Source organism: Companilactobacillus nantensis DSM 16982 (assembly GCF_001435815.1).
Classification (GTDB): domain Bacteria; phylum Bacillota; class Bacilli; order Lactobacillales; family Lactobacillaceae; genus Companilactobacillus; species Companilactobacillus nantensis.
The window spans coordinates 12,239-29,626 of the sequence record NZ_AZFV01000025.1; the positions used below are offsets into that span (position 1 = coordinate 12,239).

At 36.4% G+C, this 17,388-nt stretch carries 17 protein-coding genes; 2 read left to right on the forward strand and 15 right to left on the reverse strand.

Annotated elements, in window-relative coordinates:
- Window positions 1-33 precede the first annotated feature (33 nt).
- From pheT to FD31_RS10500, 3 genes are all read right to left on the reverse strand, one after another.
- A complete protein-coding gene (gene pheT / locus FD31_RS10490; protein WP_057892732.1) occupies window positions 34-2,439 on the reverse strand; it encodes a phenylalanine--tRNA ligase subunit beta in 2,406 nt (801 codons plus the stop codon).
- A gap of 4 nt (window positions 2,440-2,443) precedes the next feature.
- Window positions 2,444-3,490, reverse strand: a complete 1,047-nt coding sequence (pheS, locus tag FD31_RS10495) for a phenylalanine--tRNA ligase subunit alpha (protein ID WP_057892733.1) — start codon at window positions 3,488-3,490, stop codon at window positions 2,444-2,446.
- Window positions 3,491-3,816: 326 nt separating this feature from the next.
- Window positions 3,817-4,578 carry a TrmH family RNA methyltransferase gene (locus tag FD31_RS10500; protein WP_057892734.1) on the reverse strand — a complete coding sequence of 254 codons (762 nt, stop codon included), beginning with the start codon at window positions 4,576-4,578 and terminating at the stop codon, window positions 3,817-3,819.
- Between the two features lie 265 nt (window positions 4,579-4,843).
- Between FD31_RS10500 and FD31_RS10505 the strand changes: the two genes are divergently transcribed.
- Together FD31_RS10505 and yidC are read left to right on the forward strand one after the other, a co-directional pair.
- Window positions 4,844-5,119, forward strand: coding sequence for an acylphosphatase (locus FD31_RS10505; protein ID WP_057892735.1), 276 nt, complete (start codon window positions 4,844-4,846; stop codon window positions 5,117-5,119).
- A gap of 248 nt (window positions 5,120-5,367) precedes the next feature.
- Window positions 5,368-6,384: a membrane protein insertase YidC gene (gene yidC, locus FD31_RS10510; protein WP_057892736.1), complete on the forward strand. Its 1,017-nt coding sequence runs from the start codon at window positions 5,368-5,370 to the stop codon at window positions 6,382-6,384.
- Window positions 6,385-6,564: 180 nt separating this feature from the next.
- Here the strand turns inward: yidC and FD31_RS10515 are convergent, their stop codons facing one another.
- The 12 genes from FD31_RS10515 to FD31_RS10570 all read right to left on the reverse strand — a co-directional run bounded on the left by FD31_RS10515 (window position 6,565) and on the right by FD31_RS10570 (window position 17,387).
- Window positions 6,565-7,482, reverse strand: coding sequence for a peptidoglycan recognition protein family protein (locus FD31_RS10515; RefSeq protein ID WP_057892737.1), 918 nt, complete (start codon window positions 7,480-7,482; stop codon window positions 6,565-6,567).
- Between the two features lie 41 nt (window positions 7,483-7,523).
- Complete coding sequence (locus tag FD31_RS10520; protein ID WP_057892738.1) at window positions 7,524-8,492, reverse strand: hypothetical protein; 969 nt, start codon at window positions 8,490-8,492, stop codon at window positions 7,524-7,526.
- Between the two features lie 98 nt (window positions 8,493-8,590).
- The gene (locus FD31_RS10525; protein WP_057892739.1) at window positions 8,591-9,703 is read right to left on the reverse strand and encodes a sensor histidine kinase; all 1,113 of its coding nucleotides are present in this window, start codon (window positions 9,701-9,703) and stop codon (window positions 8,591-8,593) included.
- Window positions 9,700-10,386, reverse strand: coding sequence for a response regulator transcription factor (locus FD31_RS10530; RefSeq protein WP_041499563.1), 687 nt, complete (start codon window positions 10,384-10,386; stop codon window positions 9,700-9,702). The genes FD31_RS10525 and FD31_RS10530 overlap by 4 nt, the downstream gene beginning before the upstream one ends.
- A gap of 654 nt (window positions 10,387-11,040) precedes the next feature.
- Window positions 11,041-12,465 (reverse strand): NADP-dependent phosphogluconate dehydrogenase, encoded by a 1,425-nt coding sequence (gene gndA, locus FD31_RS10535; RefSeq protein WP_057892740.1) that lies wholly within the window; start codon window positions 12,463-12,465, stop codon window positions 11,041-11,043.
- Window positions 12,466-12,536: 71 nt separating this feature from the next.
- Window positions 12,537-13,091 (reverse strand): YceD family protein, encoded by a 555-nt coding sequence (locus FD31_RS10540; RefSeq protein WP_057892741.1) that lies wholly within the window; start codon window positions 13,089-13,091, stop codon window positions 12,537-12,539.
- Window positions 13,091-14,188 carry a nucleotidyltransferase gene (locus FD31_RS10545; RefSeq protein ID WP_057892742.1) on the reverse strand — a complete coding sequence of 366 codons (1,098 nt, stop codon included), beginning with the start codon at window positions 14,186-14,188 and terminating at the stop codon, window positions 13,091-13,093. The genes FD31_RS10540 and FD31_RS10545 overlap by 1 nt, the downstream gene beginning before the upstream one ends.
- 11 nt (window positions 14,189-14,199) lie before the next feature.
- Entirely contained in the window at window positions 14,200-14,931 is a 732-nt protein-coding gene (locus FD31_RS10550; protein WP_057892743.1) for a class I SAM-dependent DNA methyltransferase, read from the reverse strand.
- Entirely contained in the window at window positions 14,928-15,287 is a 360-nt protein-coding gene (gene rsfS / locus FD31_RS10555; protein WP_057892744.1) for a ribosome silencing factor, read from the reverse strand. Before rsfS ends, FD31_RS10550 begins: the two co-directional genes overlap by 4 nt.
- 1 nt (window position 15,288) lies before the next feature.
- Window positions 15,289-15,891 (reverse strand): bis(5'-nucleosyl)-tetraphosphatase (symmetrical) YqeK, encoded by a 603-nt coding sequence (yqeK, locus tag FD31_RS10560; RefSeq protein WP_057892745.1) that lies wholly within the window; start codon window positions 15,889-15,891, stop codon window positions 15,289-15,291.
- Entirely contained in the window at window positions 15,884-16,522 is a 639-nt protein-coding gene (locus FD31_RS10565) for a nicotinate-nucleotide adenylyltransferase (RefSeq protein ID WP_057892746.1), read from the reverse strand. Before FD31_RS10565 ends, yqeK begins: the two co-directional genes overlap by 8 nt.
- Before the next feature lie 550 nt (window positions 16,523-17,072).
- Entirely contained in the window at window positions 17,073-17,387 is a 315-nt protein-coding gene (locus FD31_RS10570; RefSeq protein WP_057892747.1) for a YhbY family RNA-binding protein, read from the reverse strand.
- Window position 17,388 lies beyond the last annotated feature (1 nt).

Consider the following 17,388-nt stretch of genomic DNA (forward strand, 5'->3'; position numbering starts at 1 on the left):
TTTATTAGAATTATACCATTAGTTCTGGAATAATTATCTAATTTCCACATTAAATTTTTGTGCCAAGCTGTCTTTTACAAGTGAAAAGGCCTTTTCAACTTCATCATCTGTCAAAGTATCGTTAGGGTTTTGGAACTCTAAGTGATATCCGAGTGACTTGTGATTAGGTTTAATATTCTTACCTTCGTAAACATCGAAGATATTAACGTCCTTCAAGTATTTACCACCGTTAGCAAAAATATCAGCAACGATTTGACCGTTTTCAATATTCTTAGCAACAAGGATAGCAAGATCACGACTGATTGATGGGTACTTAGGAGCAGTTTGTGCTTTAACACTCTTGGCATTCAAATCAAACAACATATCGACATTCAATTCGAAGACAAAAGTATCTTTAACATTATGAGCAGTTTGGTAATTAGGGTGCAATTTACCAATCAAACCAATAACTTGACCATTTGCCAAAATTTTAGCTGTTTGACCTGGATGCATGTTTTCATATTCAGAAGTTGCCACAAAAGTAAACTCAGCATCAGCGTTAGTGAAAGCTAGTAATTCTTCAACAATACCCTTGACGTAATAGAAATCGACAGGTTGAGCTGTTGTATTCCATGAATCAGTTACAACATTGCCACTAATAGCTCCTGATAGGTATGTAATTTCGCTAGGACGGTCTTGTCCAGTAACTCTTTGGAAAACACGTGCATGTTCAAAAATCTTCAAGTCATCGTTCTTACGAGCTTGATTGTAAGCTACATTTCTAACTAAACCAGGAATCAAACTGTTACGTAAGTATTCATGATCTTCTGTCATTGGGTGCAATAATTTTGTAAATTCACTGTTATCGATATTGAAATCTTCAACTTCTTGTTTGCTCAAAAGTGAGAAGTTGATTACTTCGTCCATACCTTCACCAAGCAAGATATCACGTAATTTATTAGCTAATTCACGTTTAGGATCATAGCCACCACGAGTTTCCATTCCGGCAGGTAAAGTATTTGGTAAGTTTTCATAACCATAAATTCGGTTAACTTCTTCAACTAAATCAGCTTCAATTTCCATATCCCAACGACGTGTAGGAATTGTCACAGTTAAAGCATCCCCATTAACATCAACGTTAAAACCAAGACGGTCAAGAATAGCAACAATTTCATCAGTTGCTAAATCTAAGCCCATCAAGCGGTTAATATGGCTAGCACTACCCTTGATAATTGTTGGTTCAGCTTTAGTAAAGTTACCAGTAATAACATTAGAAATTTCTTTAACAGTTGTTGTCTGATCGATCAATTGAGCTACACGAGTCAATGCTTCATCAACGATGCCATTGTCGACACCTTTTTCAAAACGGTTAGAAGCATCGCCACGCAAATCATGTCTTTGAGCAGTCTTACGAACAGAGGCTCCATCGAAGACACCAGCTTCAACTAAAACATTCTTAGTATTTTCATCTACAGTAGCTTCGATACTGTTTTGGACACCAGCTAAACCTAAAATTTGGTCGCCTGCAACAATAACTAAGTCATTGTGTGTTAAATCTTTTTCACCATCAGCCAACTTCAACTTGTCGCCATCATTAGCAAATTTAACAGTTAAGTTTTGTGCAGCTAATTTGTCCAAATCAAAAGTTTGGATAGGTTGACCGTATTCAATCATCACATAGTTAGCAGCATCGATAATGCTATTTACCGGACGAATATTTTGATTCCACAGACGTCTTTGCATCCAAAGTGGACTCTTGCCAACAGTTACATCTTTTAATTCACGAAGTAAATAATCAGGTACAAGTTTCTTTTCAGCGACATCAACTGTCACATCACTCATATCCTTAACTTTATCAGCAGCAAGTTCTGGTTTAGTGAAAGTTGGTTTTTCGTTATATGTAGCACCAATTTCCCAAGCAGCACCGCGCATACCCAAGGTATCAGCACGGTTAGGTGTGATATCAATATCAATCATTTGATCTTTCAAGCCTAATAAATCGTAGACAGCGTCACCAGGCGTTTGAGGTTCATCGAAGACATAAATACCATTTTCAAATTCTTTTGGCATGTATTGTGTTGGTACGCCGACTTCATCAAGTCCACAGATCATTCCGTTTGATTCTTGACCACGAAGTTTGCCACGCTTGATTTTTACGCCGCCAGGCAATTGTGCACCGTGCAAAGCAACGATGACATATTGACCAACAGCTACATTAGGAGCACCACAGACAATTTGAATATCTTCTGATTCACCAACATCAACTTGGCAAACTTTCAAATGATCAGAGTCAGGATGTGGAACAACGCTAGTAATGTGACCGACAACTAGATTCGTTAACTCTTCACCTAATTTAACAGGACCAGATTCGATACCTGTTAGGGAAATCTTGTTAGCCATTTCTTCAACGGTGTGGTTGACCGGGATATATTCTTTTAACCAATTAACAGAAATCTTCATTATCTTAATTTACTCCTTTGAATTGTTCTAGGAATCTAACATCATTTAAGTAGAAATCACGGATATCATTAATTCCATACTTGAGCATTGCAAAACGTTCTGGTCCAAGACCAAAGGCCATGGCACTGTATTCGTTAGGATCAATTCCTGACATTGTCAAAACGTTTGGATGAGTAAGTCCGGCACCTAATACTTCGATCCAGCCAGTGTACTTACAAATACGGCAACCTTCGCCACCACAGTTGAAACAAGAAACATCAACTTCAACAGATGGTTCGGTAAATGGGAAGTAACTTGGACGGAAACGAATTTCACGGTCAGCACCGAAGACGTGACGACATAAAGCATCTAAAGTACCCTTCAAGTCAGCCATACTGATGTTTTTATCAACCACTAAACCTTCGATTTGGTGGAATTGGTGTGAGTGAGTGGCGTCATCATCATCACGACGATAAACGACACCTGGTGAGATCATCTTCAAAGGACCTTTTGAAAAGTCATGAGCTTCCATATCACGACCTTCTTGAGCAGAAGTTTGAGTTCTCATCAAGAGTTCATCTGACAAGTAGAAAGTATCTTGCATATCACGGGCTGGGTGATCCTTAGGGATATTTAATCTTTCAAAATTATAGTGGTCTTCTTCAACTTCATAACCACTGGCGACTTCGTAACCTAATCCGATAAAGAATTGTTCAATATCTTCAATTGTTTGGTTCAAGATATGTTTCGTACCTTGAGTTTGTTTTGTAGCTGGCAAAGTAACATCAATTGTTTCTTCTTCCAACTTCTTAGCAACTAATTTTTGGTTTAATTCTGTCATTTTTTCTTCAATGGCAGCTTGAATATCATTTTTAACGTTGTTAGCTAAAGTACCAATTTCTGGACGCTCTTCGGCTGGAACATCTTTCATTCCACGTAAAGCCTTTGTAATTGGGCCTTTCTTACCTAAAAGATTAACTCTTAGGTCATTTAATTCTTGAAGTCTTTCAGCACGCTTGGCTTCGTCGATACCATTTGCTCGTAAGTTCTTTAATGTATCATTTAATGACATTGTTGTTTCCCTCCGTCAAGAGTTGTTGTTGTGTAACTCTTTAATTTTTGAATTCTTTTGTAAAACAATTCTAATACGCAAAAAGTCCCCATCCCAAATAAGGGACGAGGACTCGCGGTACCACCCTAGTTCATGTTAAACATGCACTCAAGTAGTTATATAGTAACTAACTAAAAACTCAGAAAGTGAATTCACTGTTTCATTCATCAAGCCTATTTCAGTTAACGGCTCTTCCTGACATGAATTTGACAGTTACTATTTTTCGTCAAAGTTTAATATTATTTGTATATCAATTATTATACAAAAACTGAAAACTTTCGCAAGTTTTAAAGTGTTTGTAAACCATACATCAAAACGCCTGCAGCAACGGCCACATTAAGTGATTCAGCTTGTCCCAAAATTGGGATATAAATATTTTCATCAGTTTCATTGAGAACGTCTTGTGTAATACCATGAGCTTCATTACCCATGATTAAAGCAAATTCATCAGTTTTATCTAATTCGGTATATGGCTTAGCCTGTTTGTTAACTTCTGAACCATAAATTTTTAGTTCTGACTTCTTAGCCAAACTGATAGCCTGGTTAATATCCATGCGGTAAATAGGAAGATGAAATTGACTACCCTGCATTGAGCGTTGAACCTTTGGTTGATAGAAATCGGCTGTATCTAAACTAGTAATAACTCCATCGTAACCTGCAGCATCAGCAGTCCGAACGATTGTACCAACATTTCCTGGATCTTGAACGTCATCTAACATGACCCACTTTCCAGAAAATTCTTTGAAATCAGAAGCATCTTGGACTTTAATAACAGCAAAAATGCCTTGTGGTGTTTTTGTTTCTGACAATTCATTGGCAACGTCTTCGGAAACTGTCACAGCAATGTCGTGATACTTCTTAACTAGACGGTCTTCAGAATATTTTTCAGTAACCAATAATTTTACAAAATCTTGGTCAAATTGATCAGCTTCACGGACTAAGTGAAAGCCTTCAATCATGTAAGTTCCCGTCTTACGAATATTTTTTGTTGCTGACAATTTTTTTAATTGCTTGATCTCATCATTTTTCTTCGACTCAATATATTTCATATCATCCATCCCTCTTGTTCTATAATATAGATATTAACACATGTGTCGTCTCCAGACACGCCCAGCGGCATGATATAAAGTTAACGATACTTTCACTGCCTTTTAAGCTTTCTTCTTCCGGATAGTTTTTCTTTGGAACCGCACATAATTGATATAACGAAATCCTATGATAATATTTATTTACCTTTCAATTAAGGTTAAAATTTAGTAGGATTTTTTTAATACATAATATAGTTAATACATTCAAAATTTGAGGTGATTAGTTGTGAAACATCTTTCCATTAATGTTAATGGTTTGGTTCAAGGCGTTGGCTTTCGTTATTCGACATTCCAAGTAGCACAAGAACTAAGTGTTACTGGTACGGTACGTAACGAAATGGATGGTTCAGTCTCAATAGAAGCCGAGGCTGATGAAAAGATTCTTTATATTTTTTTAAATCGAATAAAATCTTCCCCATCTCCCTTTGGAAAAGTGAACAAAATGGACTATACTTTTTCTGACGACTTGCAACATTACACGAAATTTACCGTGATTGGTTGAAACGTCAAATGAGTTAACGTATATTACTTTGTATACTAAAGGTCGATTGTTTCATTGTTATTTTAATGCCGCCTCCGGTTGTGAGAGAATTTTGTCTGCTGACAAAATCTCTCACAACCTCCGGCTAGTTTATTTTTTTGTTCTAAATCTTTAATTTGATTTTTTAGAAATATAACTTAATAAACTTTAAGGTAATCAACAAACTTTCGCTTTATAGTCTGTATACAATCAAAAGGGTGGTTTATTAAGTGAATAAAAAATACGTCAAATATTTATCAGTACTGTCTTTAGTCTTAGTACTGACACTAGTTTTGACGGGGTGTGCACAAGGCTCATCAGCTAATTTACATGCTCCTACTAGTGGGCCATATGGATTTATCTATAAATGGCTAGGAATTCCTTTCCAAAACTTGATTCTTAAGACAGCACAAACTGTCGGTGGTAAGAACGCTTATGCTTGGGGAATCGTAATCATTTCCTTCGTTGTTCGTCTAGTGCTTGTTCCGTTGTCATTGAACCAACAATACAAGTCAACTACACAACAAGAAAAAATGCGTGCCGTTCAACCACAATTGAAGTTGATTCAAGAATACCAAAAGAAAGCCAAGGGTCCTGATGCACAACAAAAGATCAGTGGTTTGATGATGGATGTTTATAAGAAGAACAACTTGAGTCTAACTGGTGGTATGGGATGTCTCCCATTACTTCTCCAAATGCCAATTTTGATTGGTATTTATCAAGCCGTACAATATTCTAAGCAAATTGGTTCAGCTACTTTCCTATCAATCCCATTAGGAAAGCCAAGTATGTTAATTGCTATTATCGCGACTGTTTTCTACTTGATTCAGGGTTGGATGTCACTTCAAGTTGTGGCTCCTGAACAAAGAAAACAAATGCAAACAATGATTTTGATGAGTCCTATGATGACATTCTTCATTTCATTGATTTCTACAGCCGCTTTAGCTCTTTACTTCTTGGTTGGTGGTATCGTAATTTTGATTCAACAATTTATTACAAATTACATCATCACACCTAAGATTAGAAAGAGAACTGATGAAGAACTCGAAAAGAATCCGGTTAAGGTTGTTGTTACAAAAGAAATGCTTGAGGGTATTTTAAATAGTACCGGTTCAGCCACTGCATCAGCTTCAACTACTAACGTAACTCCTGAACAAAGAGCTGCCGAGGAAAAAGATGCTAAAGATTTCCACAAGAACATTCGTGAGTTAAATAAGGGTAAACAAAATCGTAATAACAAAAAATAATCAATTTGATTGTTTTTAACGTTTTTAACGTTACAACCATAGAAGACCAAGCAAATCATTAATTTGATTGCTTGGTCTTTTTTTGAACAAAAAAAAATCCACCATAGGAGAATCAATCGATCTCCTATGGTGGATTTTCCAAATTAGCATAATTTAATATAATTTTCAGTCTACAAGAACTTAAATAACGTAACTGGCTGCAACCCATTCGTTTGTTGCGACACGGTGATAAGTTACTCCTTCTGATGTCTTAACTTGATCAGTATACCAAGCTGAATTATTGGCTAATGCACGATCCATAACTCTTCTTGTTGTTCCGTCGTTATTAAATGCTACGATTGGAACAAAATCACCGTTAGCATTTTTAACATTGATTGTATTAGCACTGTTAGTGGCAGGTTTTGTTGAAGCTGCGCTTGTTCCGCCGTAAACATTGCCGGTAGTTTTCAAATTATTGTAGTAATAACCAATCATATCGTAAAGTTGGTACATGCTGTACCCCCAGTTGTTAAAGTAGCCAACTGGATCGGTATGATCTGTTTCGTGATACATCTTGCTGACCTGATTGTGTGAAACAATTGTCACTTCTGGTTTATCTGGAAGATTATATTGAATCAATTTTGATGCAGTATAGTAAGCATCGTTTGCAATTGATCTAGCAAATGAATCGTAATCATGCGTATGGCACAATTCCACTTGAATATATTTACTATTGGCTGTGGCACCTGCACCCCAAACACCATAGTCTGTGTTGTGAATATTGATAATTTCATTATTATCGACAAACGCATGTACGTAAGCACTTATTTTAGGCCAATTGTTGTTAAAATACGTTGCTTCATTAGCTGCCGTGGCACTAGCATGGTCATCGGCTGTCTCATGAATAACAACTCCTTCAGGCTTACCAACACCATTTTCGTAAGGTGTCCAATTACTAAATGTTCCCTCACGATTTTGAATCTTAGCTGGTTGAATACGATTGCTAATGATGTAATCATTGACCGTTCCAGCTTGAACAGTTTCTACATTGCCTAAAACAAATAGAAAACTGACAAAACTGGCTAATAACATATAAAGATAAATATGTTTTTGTTTCATTCTTAAATTTCCCCCTAATACTAGAAAAGACTGATTAAAAATCAATCGACATCGTCAACATCATAATCATCATTTGTATCTGTATTTTCATCAGAATCACTTTGATTGTTACTATCTACCGAGTTGTCATCATCTGAATCATTATCATCACTATCTTGAGTTTGACTGTTTTTTGATTCTCCAACAGCTGGTGGTGCTTGATGAATTACAGTCCGGTTTGGAAAGACTGTCCAATCGTCAACTGTGATTGCAACGCCATTGCCACTTTCAAACAATCGAACCCAATAAACTGCCTGGCCATCATTGGTTTTAACTAAACCATTCGTACCAGAAGTTTCATCGGTCATAAAGGTATATGAAGTCCCTTGTGGAGCTGGACCGTTCATACTCTGAACTAGTGCTACGGCTTGTTGTCCACTAGTAATTTGACCGGTTGGTACTGAATTTTGACGCTCGGTATCATTTCTAGCTTTAGGCTTTTTGTTAACAACTGGTTTTTTCTTGGTAGAAGCTGTCTTATAAGCCTTTTGCAAGCTCGATTCCTTTAAATTAGTCGACTTAGCAGATAAGGAATTAATTTCACTGTAAGCTAATTTATTGTTTTTATTTTTGTAACAATACAAGCCAATCGTAGAAAAATCAGCACTGTTTAGCCCTTCAAATAAGTTTTTGAAAGTTTTCGTACTGTTCGAGCCAATTTTAATAGTTGAATCCTTAGTTGAATTAATTTGCGATTTCTTGGGATAAATCAAAATAAATTTATTTCCGTTGAAAGTTACGTTTTTACTTGTTCGATTAACAATTTTTAAATCAACTGCTGAAGAGTCGTTATTTCTGACAAAAGTAAACGTCATTTCCGATTGTTCAGAATCACTCAACTGTGCGTAATCGATTGTTTTTTCTGTCGTCTTAGTACTTTGACTGCTTTTTTGACTAGTCGTGACTTTGCCACAACCAACTACTAGAAGCAGCAGCCCTAAAAGAATGACAGCTAGTCCATTTTTCCTCATGATGTCCCCCCAAAATAACTTGTCTTTTATAATATACCTTTTTTGCGACTGAGCCAAAAAGGTCCGAAAACGAAAAAAAGTAACTCTCAATTTGAGAATTACTTTTTATTATTTGTTGCTTGATTATTTTCAGTGGCTTCTTTTTCAGTTTGTTCTTCTTCAGGAACCTTTTGAATCAATGGCAATTCAATTTTGAAAACTGTCCCGGAACCCACGACACTTTCAACTTCCAAACTACCATGATAGATTTCAATTAAACGTTTGGCGATAGAAAGTCCTAAACCGTTCCCTCCACGTTTTCTAGAACGAGCCTTGTCAACTCTGTAGAATCGATTGAAAATGCGTTTAAGGTCGTTTTTAGCGATTCCTAGGCCATAATCTTGAACAACTACTTCCAGTAATGCGGAATTAGTTGAAGCAGCCAAATTAATTTCTTTTCGATCAGCTGAATACTTAAAAGCATTGTCCAGCAAAATCACCAACACTTGCTCCAAGTGATTGCGATAGATCTTAACTTCACTACCCTCACGGATATCGTCATCGAAATTGATCACAAAATCTGGGTGCAACATTTTAAAGTCATTGTAAACTTGCGTAAACATTGGCTTAACTTCTGTTGTCTGTTCCAAATATGCACTGTCGATCTGTTCAACACGTGTAAGATCTAGCATCTCTTGAATCAAGGATTGCATTCGTTTCAACTCTTGCAAGGATGAGTTGATTGAATCATTTAATACTTCTGGATCGTCTTTGCCCCAACGTTGTAACATACTCAAGTGACCTTCCAGCACAGCTACTGGCGTCCGAAGTTCGTGAGAAACATCTTCCACGAATTCCTTTTGCTGATTAGTGTAAGCTTGCATCCGGTCTAACATCTTATTGATATTAACAGTTAAATCGTAAATCTCATCATTTCTTTTACGTAATTTAATACGTGAATCAGAGTCAGGTTTTTTATTCAAATCATCAATTGTTTTGTTGATTTTACGCAAATCATTCAAAACTAATGTGACCGCATAAAAAGTTAACACGACTCCCAAAATAAAGACTACGACACCACCAATAATCAACTTCGTTGTAAATGAATGGATTTCATTGACTGAAGCCACACTTTGAACTGTTCGCATCGCTAAGATACCAACAAAAATGTAGGCCATCAAAATGACGATTGAAATCAATGCCGTCCATTTAAATCTAATCGAAATTCTCATCGACGCATCACGTACCCTTTACCACGAACAGTTGAGATGTAACTTGGTGCACCAGCTCGATCAATCTTATTTCTCAAATACTTGATGTAAACATCAACAACGTTAGTTTCAGTTGAAGAACCTGTTCCCCAAACACGTTCTAGTAAGTCATCACGACTCAAGACCGTACCAACATTTTCCATTAAAGCACTCAATAAGTCATATTCACGACGAGTCAAGTCAATAACTTCACCGTTACGTTTCAATGTTTGAGTAGTTTTATCAATCACAAGATTCTTATATTTAAGAACTTGATCATTATTTCTAGTTACATCAATATCTAAATCAATGCGTCTTAACAATGCCCGAATGCGAGCAAGTAATTCTTCAATTGCAAATGGCTTAACGATATAATCATCAGCACCGTGGTCCAAACCAGATACACGATCGATGATTGAATCACGCGCAGTCATCATAATAATTGGAGTATTTTTTTCTTGACGAATACGACGACAAACTTCGATACCGTTTAACTCGGGAAGCATTAAATCAAGAAGAATCAAATCCCAATCTTCAGATAACGCTGCTTCGAGGCCGGTTCTACCATCACGTTCAACAGTTACTTCGTAGTTCTCATGTTGAAGTTCAAGTTGAACGAATTTTGCCATGTTCTCTTCGTCTTCAATAACAAGTATTTTAGCCATACGTATCTCCTATACATAAAATATTAAATTATCTTTAATTATAGCTTAATCATTATTTCGAATATGTCACGTTGTTGGCAATGCATTAATGATTTTAACATATAGCAAAAATTAAAAGAAGACAAGCTTTAATTTTTATTTTTTTAAAACAGTAAAAATATTGCTTTTAAAGATTAAAAGTTTTCCATCATGCCGCCTCCAGCCGGGAGAAAGTCTACCTGCTAGATCAATTTAAATATAAACCATCTTCAATATAAACAATAATTGCATCCCATAAATATTTATACTAAAAAAATTATCCGAAATTGTTTATCTTAAATTTATCAAATGATAATCTCATAAATCTCTTACAAAGTAATAAAATAAAAAAATTTTCTGTTTAATTTACAAAACTAGCAACTAATAAACTAGCTGGAAGGAACAAGAAATTTAGGTCGCTGTGCAGGTGGCGTTGGTGCTTTAGCACTTACACCACGGGGCGACTTTTGAAACTCGCGTATTTTGCGAGGTTCAAAATCGAGGTTGGAGACCTTGGCTCCAACCGGTCCCCATAGCGACCTAAATTTCTTGTTCCTGGAGGCGGCATCCCAAATAAAAACCTCCACTTCAATATCTGAAATGGAGGTTAATTTAATTATTTAATCTCAAATTAAATTATTGTTCTTCGTACCAAGTATAGTGGAATGTACCTGGTTTGTCGTTTCTCTCATAAGTATGAGCACCGAAGTAGTCTCTTTGAGCTTGGATCAAGTTAGCAGGCAATACTTCTGAACGATATTGATCGTAGTAAGAAATAGCTGCCATGAAACCTGAAACAGGAATTCCGGCTTGAACGGCAAAGCTCACAACATCACGAACATCTGATTGATATTCTTCAACGATACCCTTGAAGTAATCGTCTAGTAGTAAGTTATCTAGTTTTGGTTCTTCATCATAAGCGTCAGTAATCTTTTGTAGGAATTGGGCACGAATGATACAACCAGCACGCCAGATTTGAGCAATCTTACCATAGTCAAGATCCCAATCATAGTGGTCTGAAGCAGCCTTCATTTGAGCAAATCCTTGAGCATAACTGATAATCTTACTGAAGTACAAAGCTTTACGAATCTTAGCAACTAATTCATCCATATTTTTGATTTCTGGAGTCTTAGCTGGAGCTGGTAGAACCTTGCTTGCTTTAACACGTTCGTCTTTATAAGCAGAAACGTAACGTGAGTAAACTGATTCAGTAATCAATGATTGTGGAACACCAAGCTCTAGAGCACTTTGTGAACTCCACTTACCAGTACCCTTGTTACCGGCTTTATCCATGATCTTATTAACGATGTAGTCATCTGAGCCTTCATCGTCTTTTCTTGTCAAGATTTGAGCAGTGATATCAATCAAGTAACTTGAAAGTTCACCCTTGTTCCAGTCATTGAAGACATCAGCAATCTTGTTAACGTCATTGTTAAACAAGTGCTTCAACAAGTTGTAACTTTCTGAGATCAATTCCATATCACCATATTCGATACCGTTATGAACCATCTTTACATAGTGACCAGCACCGTTAGGTCCGATATATGTAACACATGGGGCACCGTCTTCGTCAGCTTTGGCTGAAATTTGTTCCAAAATAGGAGCAACTAAGTCATAAGCTTCTTTTTGGCCACCGGGCATCAATGAAGGACCTTGAAGTGCACCTAGTTCACCACCAGAAACTCCCATACCGATGAAGTTAATTCCTGATTTATCTAAACGTGCATTACGTTCCATAGTATCTTCGAAGTTTGTGTTACCACCATCGATCAACACATCACCTTTATCTAGTAAAGGTAATAATTGTTCGATAACAGCATCAGTACCAGCACCAGCTTTAACCATCATCATGATACGACGTGGTTTTTCTAGTGAGTTTACAAAATCCTCAATTGTATAACTAGGTACTAATTTCTTTTCTGGATGCTCTTCAACAACCGCCTTAGTCTTTGAACCTGTACGGTTATAGATAGCAACTTCATATCCGCGACTTTCAATATTTAGGGCAAGATTCTTACCCATGACAGCCATACCGATAACACCAATTTGTGGTTTCGCCATTATAATAATTACCTCCGATTTTTGTTCACATATTCATCTTAACAAAAAAATAAAAAAGGAGTATATAAAAACTACTCCTTCTCATCATTATTTTTAAATAAATCTTTTAATTTAGCAAATTCAGGATTAACATGTTCTTCCTCTTTTTGCTTCTTAAAATCATCTTCCGAGATGACTTCCCAGTTTTTACCAGAAGGCATGATATTTTCAGCAGCTTCTTTTTCGGTTAAAACTTTTTGCGGAATACTCAACAAAATATTATCAATAATTGACTCATACACATTAATCGTTGGGTCTTCTTCATCAACTGGAATAACGACATTGTAGTCTTCCAAGTCTTCTGTCTCAACATTTTCAACGTTGTAAGCTTCATTAATACGAATATCTAGTGGTAATTCAACTGGCAATAAACTTCTTGTGGAAGGAACTTTCAAAGTTGTTTTGACCTTTACATCTGAAATAACTAGTCCATTGTCATTAAACAATTGGCCGGCAACCTCAACTGGTGTAGCGTCTAAAATTTCATTTGAACGTTGCTTTAGTTCAGCAGTTAAATCGAGTTTTTCCTCAAATTCGAAGGGTTTGTCTTTGTAACGACGAACGTCTTGAACATCCCAATTTAGCATTAATTTACCCCTTTCATATAAGGCATTTTTCCAAAATTTTCTTCCTGACCAGTAACCAATTGACGAACACGGTCCGCTTTGATTTCTAGATCAAGCAATTCATTTTCTTTTTTCCCAACACGTGTAATGAGTTTAACATCAGTTTTCTTTAAAGTATTTAAATACTTTTGTCCCACCTTGTTAAATCCTAATACTCGTAAATAAGGATTTTTATAAACATTATTAATTTCTGTAGCCTTAACATTCAACAATACGTAGATCATCAAACGTCTTAGCCGAGCCATAGTATAGCGTTTTGACTTAACTTGTTCAACAAATTGAGTGAAATTATTACTTGAAACAATTTCTTTCTTCAATTTGTATTCCAAACCCTCAACCATCTGATAAGTTGACTGTAATTCAGTAACCGATGAACTCGTAATACGATATTTCAAATATGGAAAGTAATCATCCCATGTCACCAAATTTTGTTCAACCAATTGTTCCTGCGTTAACAATGGTACTAAACCAGCAATTGATTGCTTTGCAGCTAACCTTTGACGAATCTTCGTCGCACTGAAATCACTCGGTTCACGTAAAATCGTCTGGACAGTGATTGGAAAATCGTGTTGTTGAATTTGTTGCACATAGTTTAAGCCTAATAGTTGATTTGGCAATTTAGTAATGTCGATATCTAATGACTGATAATAATTCGTCAAATTGGTAGCTGAACTTTGTTGATAGTCTTGTTTAAAAATTCCAGCAGAGTGGTTAATCTTATCGGCAATCTCTAAAAAATCAGTTGGTTGTTCAGTTCCAAAGACTAATGTATCAATTCCAGCCAACTGCAACAGTTTAACTGCTCCTTGTGCAAACAATTCCGCCGGTTCAACTGCATATGCCATCGGCAATTCGACAACTAGATCAACGCCTAATTCAACTGCTAACTTAGCTCGGTCCCATTTATCTAAAACTGCAAAATCACCCCGCTGGACAAAATTGCCAGACATGACGGCAATCAATACATCAGGGTGATATTTTTGTTTAATCGAATCAATGAACAATTTATGACCATTGTGAAACGGATTGAATTCGGCAATTAAACCATAAACTTTCATTTTTAGATCCTCTATTTTTCTGCAGAGAAAAACCAGCGTGTTGAATCATCTTGCACAGCTGATTCGCCAAAGTCGGCAGTAACTTGAACATTCTTAAAACCAATATCCTTCAAAATCATGACGAAAGTATCAACTGGATAAGTTCTTTCCTTGTGTAATTCAGTGTTGACTGAATAACCCTTGATCTTTTCGTTCCAATTAAAGAATGTCAATTCATGTTCGATACTGTGTGGATACTCGCCTTCAAAACTGTTCCACATAAAGGCAGAATCCTCTGTTCGATGATTGAACATATAACCAGGGAAAACTTCATCCATTTGATACAAAGAATGGGCATCAAATAAATATTTTCCACCAGCATTCAAATGTTCAAATGCTTGGTTAAAAGCCACTGCCAATTCATCTTCGTCCTTTAAGTAACAAATTGAATCATCAAAACATGTAATGACGTCGAACTTGTCGAAATCATATAGATCCATCATATTACTTTGCACAAATGGAATTGTCTTCTGAGCTTTTTTGGCCTTTTCATCCGCAATTTTTAACATTTCTTCAGACAGATCAGTCCCCGTAACTTGAAACTTATCGGCCAAGAGAATCGTTAAATCCCCAGTCCCACAAGCAACATCTAGGAGTTTCTTATCATCTGCAGAAACTTGTTTTTCAACGTATTGTGCCCATTTAGCATAAAGTGAATCATCCATCAATTCACTGTAAACACGTGCAAATGAGTTGTAAATCATTCTTCAGTAACCAAGTTTGAAATATCAACTTCTGGTGCGTTTGACCAAAGTTTTTCAAGGTTGTAGAAGTCACGTTGTTCTGAAGTAAAGACATGGATAATAACATCGTGAAGGTCAATTAGAACCCATTCAGAGTTACGGTTACCTTCAACGTGACCAATTTCGATATCATTTTTACCAGCATTGTCCAAAACAGATTGAACAATAGCGTCGACTTGGCGTTGTGATGAAGCATCCATAATTACAAAGTAATCAGCCACAATACTTACTTCACTGATATTTAAAACTTTGATGTCATTTGCGTGCTTTTCATCGGCTGCTTTCACAGCAATTTCCATTATTTTTTTTGAGTCCAAATTATAAATCTCCTTTAGCTATCCAATAATTGTAACTTACAAAAGTTGCTGGATAGATTGTTCTATTTTTATCTACTAAATGTTGTACTGAATGTTTTAATTCAAATTCCACCGCAGCATCTAAGGATTTTTCGGCATACTTTCTTGCTTCGTCAATTCCTGGAAAATCACGGTTTGGTTCAATAAAGTCAGCCACAAAAACACATTTATCATCTTGTGTCATATGTGTTGAGCCAACGGTATGTCTTCTAATAGCGTTTAAAACATCCTCATCATAAATACCCAATTCATCTTTAATAATCTCAGCACCAACAATTCCGTGCCAAATAGCATTATTGTAGTTTAACAAGTCAGGATCTAAATCATGTTTTTTAATTGTATCGATAAATTCTTGATCATCACGTTCTTTAGCGTAGTCATGTAACAAACCAGCTAAGCCGGCACGATTAACATCACCATCATATTCTGCAGCTAAAGCACGACTAACTTTTTCAACTCTTAAACAGTGCCCATAGCGAAAATCACTTAGGTTGTCCTGCATCCGACTTAAAAGCTCATCACGATCCAATCCCTGCTTAATACTACCATAATTAAAATCAGTCATTATAAAGTCCCCTATCCTTTATGTACCACGCAACATCATCAGGAATCAGATATTTCACTGATTGTCCCTTTTGAATACGCTCACGAATCATACTCGAACTAATTTCTAGCTCAGGAGTATTTACCCAAAGTATAGGATAGTTTGACTTTTTCTCAAAACCTTTTCGGCAAACTCCAACAAAATGAACCATTTGTACCAATTCATCAATGTGTGACCATTTAGGCAAATTTTCCACCATATCGCCACCAATAATAAAATAATATTCCGTATTCGGATTCAAATCCTTCAACAGCTTGATAGTCTCATAAGTATAACTAACACCACCGCGACGAATATCAGTTAGATCTAAATCAAAATGCATATTATCACGAATGGCAAGTTTAATCATTTCAATGCGATCATCACTACTAATATCAGGAATCGTCTTTTTAACTCCACGATGAGGCGGAATTTTGTCAGGTAAAAATAAGACTTTATCCAAACAAAGTTGTTCATAAACTTGTTCTGCAATCACTAAGTGACCGAGATGAATTGGATTAAAAGTCCCACCTAAAATACCGACATGACGCTTAGGCAATTTGCTATGAAATTCTAATTTTGCTTTGGTTAATAATTGTTTTTGAGTATTCATATTTTTATCACTTAAATTTAATTTAATGATGCCGTCTCCGGGGACGATGGTGGATGAAGTCTGCCCTGGGACCGGTGCGAGCCAAGGTCTCGCGCCTCGCTTTTGAACCTCACACAAACCGCGAGTTTCAAAAGACGTCCGTGGTGTAAGAACGGAAAATCACCGTTCTTACACCACCTTCGCGGCTGACTTCATCCACCATCGTCCCCTCCGACTAAAATAATGCGTTGTTTTGTATTATTTTTAAGATTGAAGTTACTTTTGATGTAATTATTTAAGAAACATCAAAACTTATTTAACCGTTTAATCAACTTGAGCGTAGTTAACAACACTCAAGCTAACCAACACATTAGCCGGAGGTCGCACGAATCTTTTTTAAGCCGCAGTGAAATTGTTGTTAGGACTTTAGTCCTTACAACAAGGACGTCTTTTGGAATTCACGCGATTTTCGTGAAGTTCAAAAGCGAGGTTCGAGACCTTGGTTCGAGACCTTGGCTCGAACCGGTCCCACAGCGGCTTAAAAAGATTCGTGCGACCGCAGGCGGCCACCCTACATTTTTTCTAATTCGATTGAATATTTACGATTCTTAATCTTAGAAGCTTTCTTATAAAAAATCATCTTTGAACCGATTGTTTGAATTGGTACGATGCTGTCATCAAATTGATTTAAAGCATCAATCATATCTTGAGGTTCCACTTGGGTATTTTGCAAAAGTGAAATCTTGATAAGTTCGCTCTTTTCAATCAAAACTTCAAATTGATTCAAAAGATTTTCAGTGATTCCTTCACGTCCAACTTGGAGTGCTGGTTTCATTGTTGCGGCTTGACTTCTCAAGTAACGGTTCTTTTTTCCTTTAATAATCATG

Excerpts from the sequence above, each read along its gene's own strand:
- pheS (WP_057892733.1), bottom strand. The coding sequence starts at position 3,490 with ATGTCATTAAATGATACATTAAAGAACTTACGAGCAAATGGTATCGAC.
- FD31_RS10515 (WP_057892737.1), bottom strand. The coding sequence starts at position 7,482 with ATGAAACAAAAACATATTTATCTTTATATGTTATTAGCCAGTTTTGTC.
- FD31_RS10545 (WP_057892742.1), bottom strand. The coding sequence starts at position 14,188 with ATGAAAGTTTATGGTTTAATTGCCGAATTCAATCCGTTTCACAATGGT.
- FD31_RS10520 (WP_057892738.1), bottom strand. The coding sequence starts at position 8,492 with ATGAGGAAAAATGGACTAGCTGTCATTCTTTTAGGGCTGCTGCTTCTA.
- FD31_RS10500 (WP_057892734.1), bottom strand. The coding sequence starts at position 4,578 with ATGAAATATATTGAGTCGAAGAAAAATGATGAGATCAAGCAATTAAAA.
- FD31_RS10550 (WP_057892743.1), bottom strand. The coding sequence starts at position 14,931 with ATGATTTACAACTCATTTGCACGTGTTTACAGTGAATTGATGGATGAT.
- FD31_RS10565 (WP_057892746.1), bottom strand. The coding sequence starts at position 16,522 with ATGAATACTCAAAAACAATTATTAACCAAAGCAAAATTAGAATTTCAT.
- pheT (WP_057892732.1), bottom strand. The coding sequence starts at position 2,439 with ATGAAGATTTCTGTTAATTGGTTAAAAGAATATATCCCGGTCAACCAC.
- FD31_RS10540 (WP_057892741.1), bottom strand. The coding sequence starts at position 13,091 with ATGCTAAATTGGGATGTTCAAGACGTTCGTCGTTACAAAGACAAACCC.
- yqeK (WP_057892745.1), bottom strand. The coding sequence starts at position 15,891 with ATGACTGATTTTAATTATGGTAGTATTAAGCAGGGATTGGATCGTGAT.
- FD31_RS10525 (WP_057892739.1), bottom strand. The coding sequence starts at position 9,703 with ATGAGAATTTCGATTAGATTTAAATGGACGGCATTGATTTCAATCGTC.
- FD31_RS10570 (WP_057892747.1), bottom strand. The coding sequence starts at position 17,387 with ATGATTATTAAAGGAAAAAAGAACCGTTACTTGAGAAGTCAAGCCGCA.
- gndA (WP_057892740.1), bottom strand. The coding sequence starts at position 12,465 with ATGGCGAAACCACAAATTGGTGTTATCGGTATGGCTGTCATGGGTAAG.
- FD31_RS10530 (WP_041499563.1), bottom strand. The coding sequence starts at position 10,386 with ATGGCTAAAATACTTGTTATTGAAGACGAAGAGAACATGGCAAAATTC.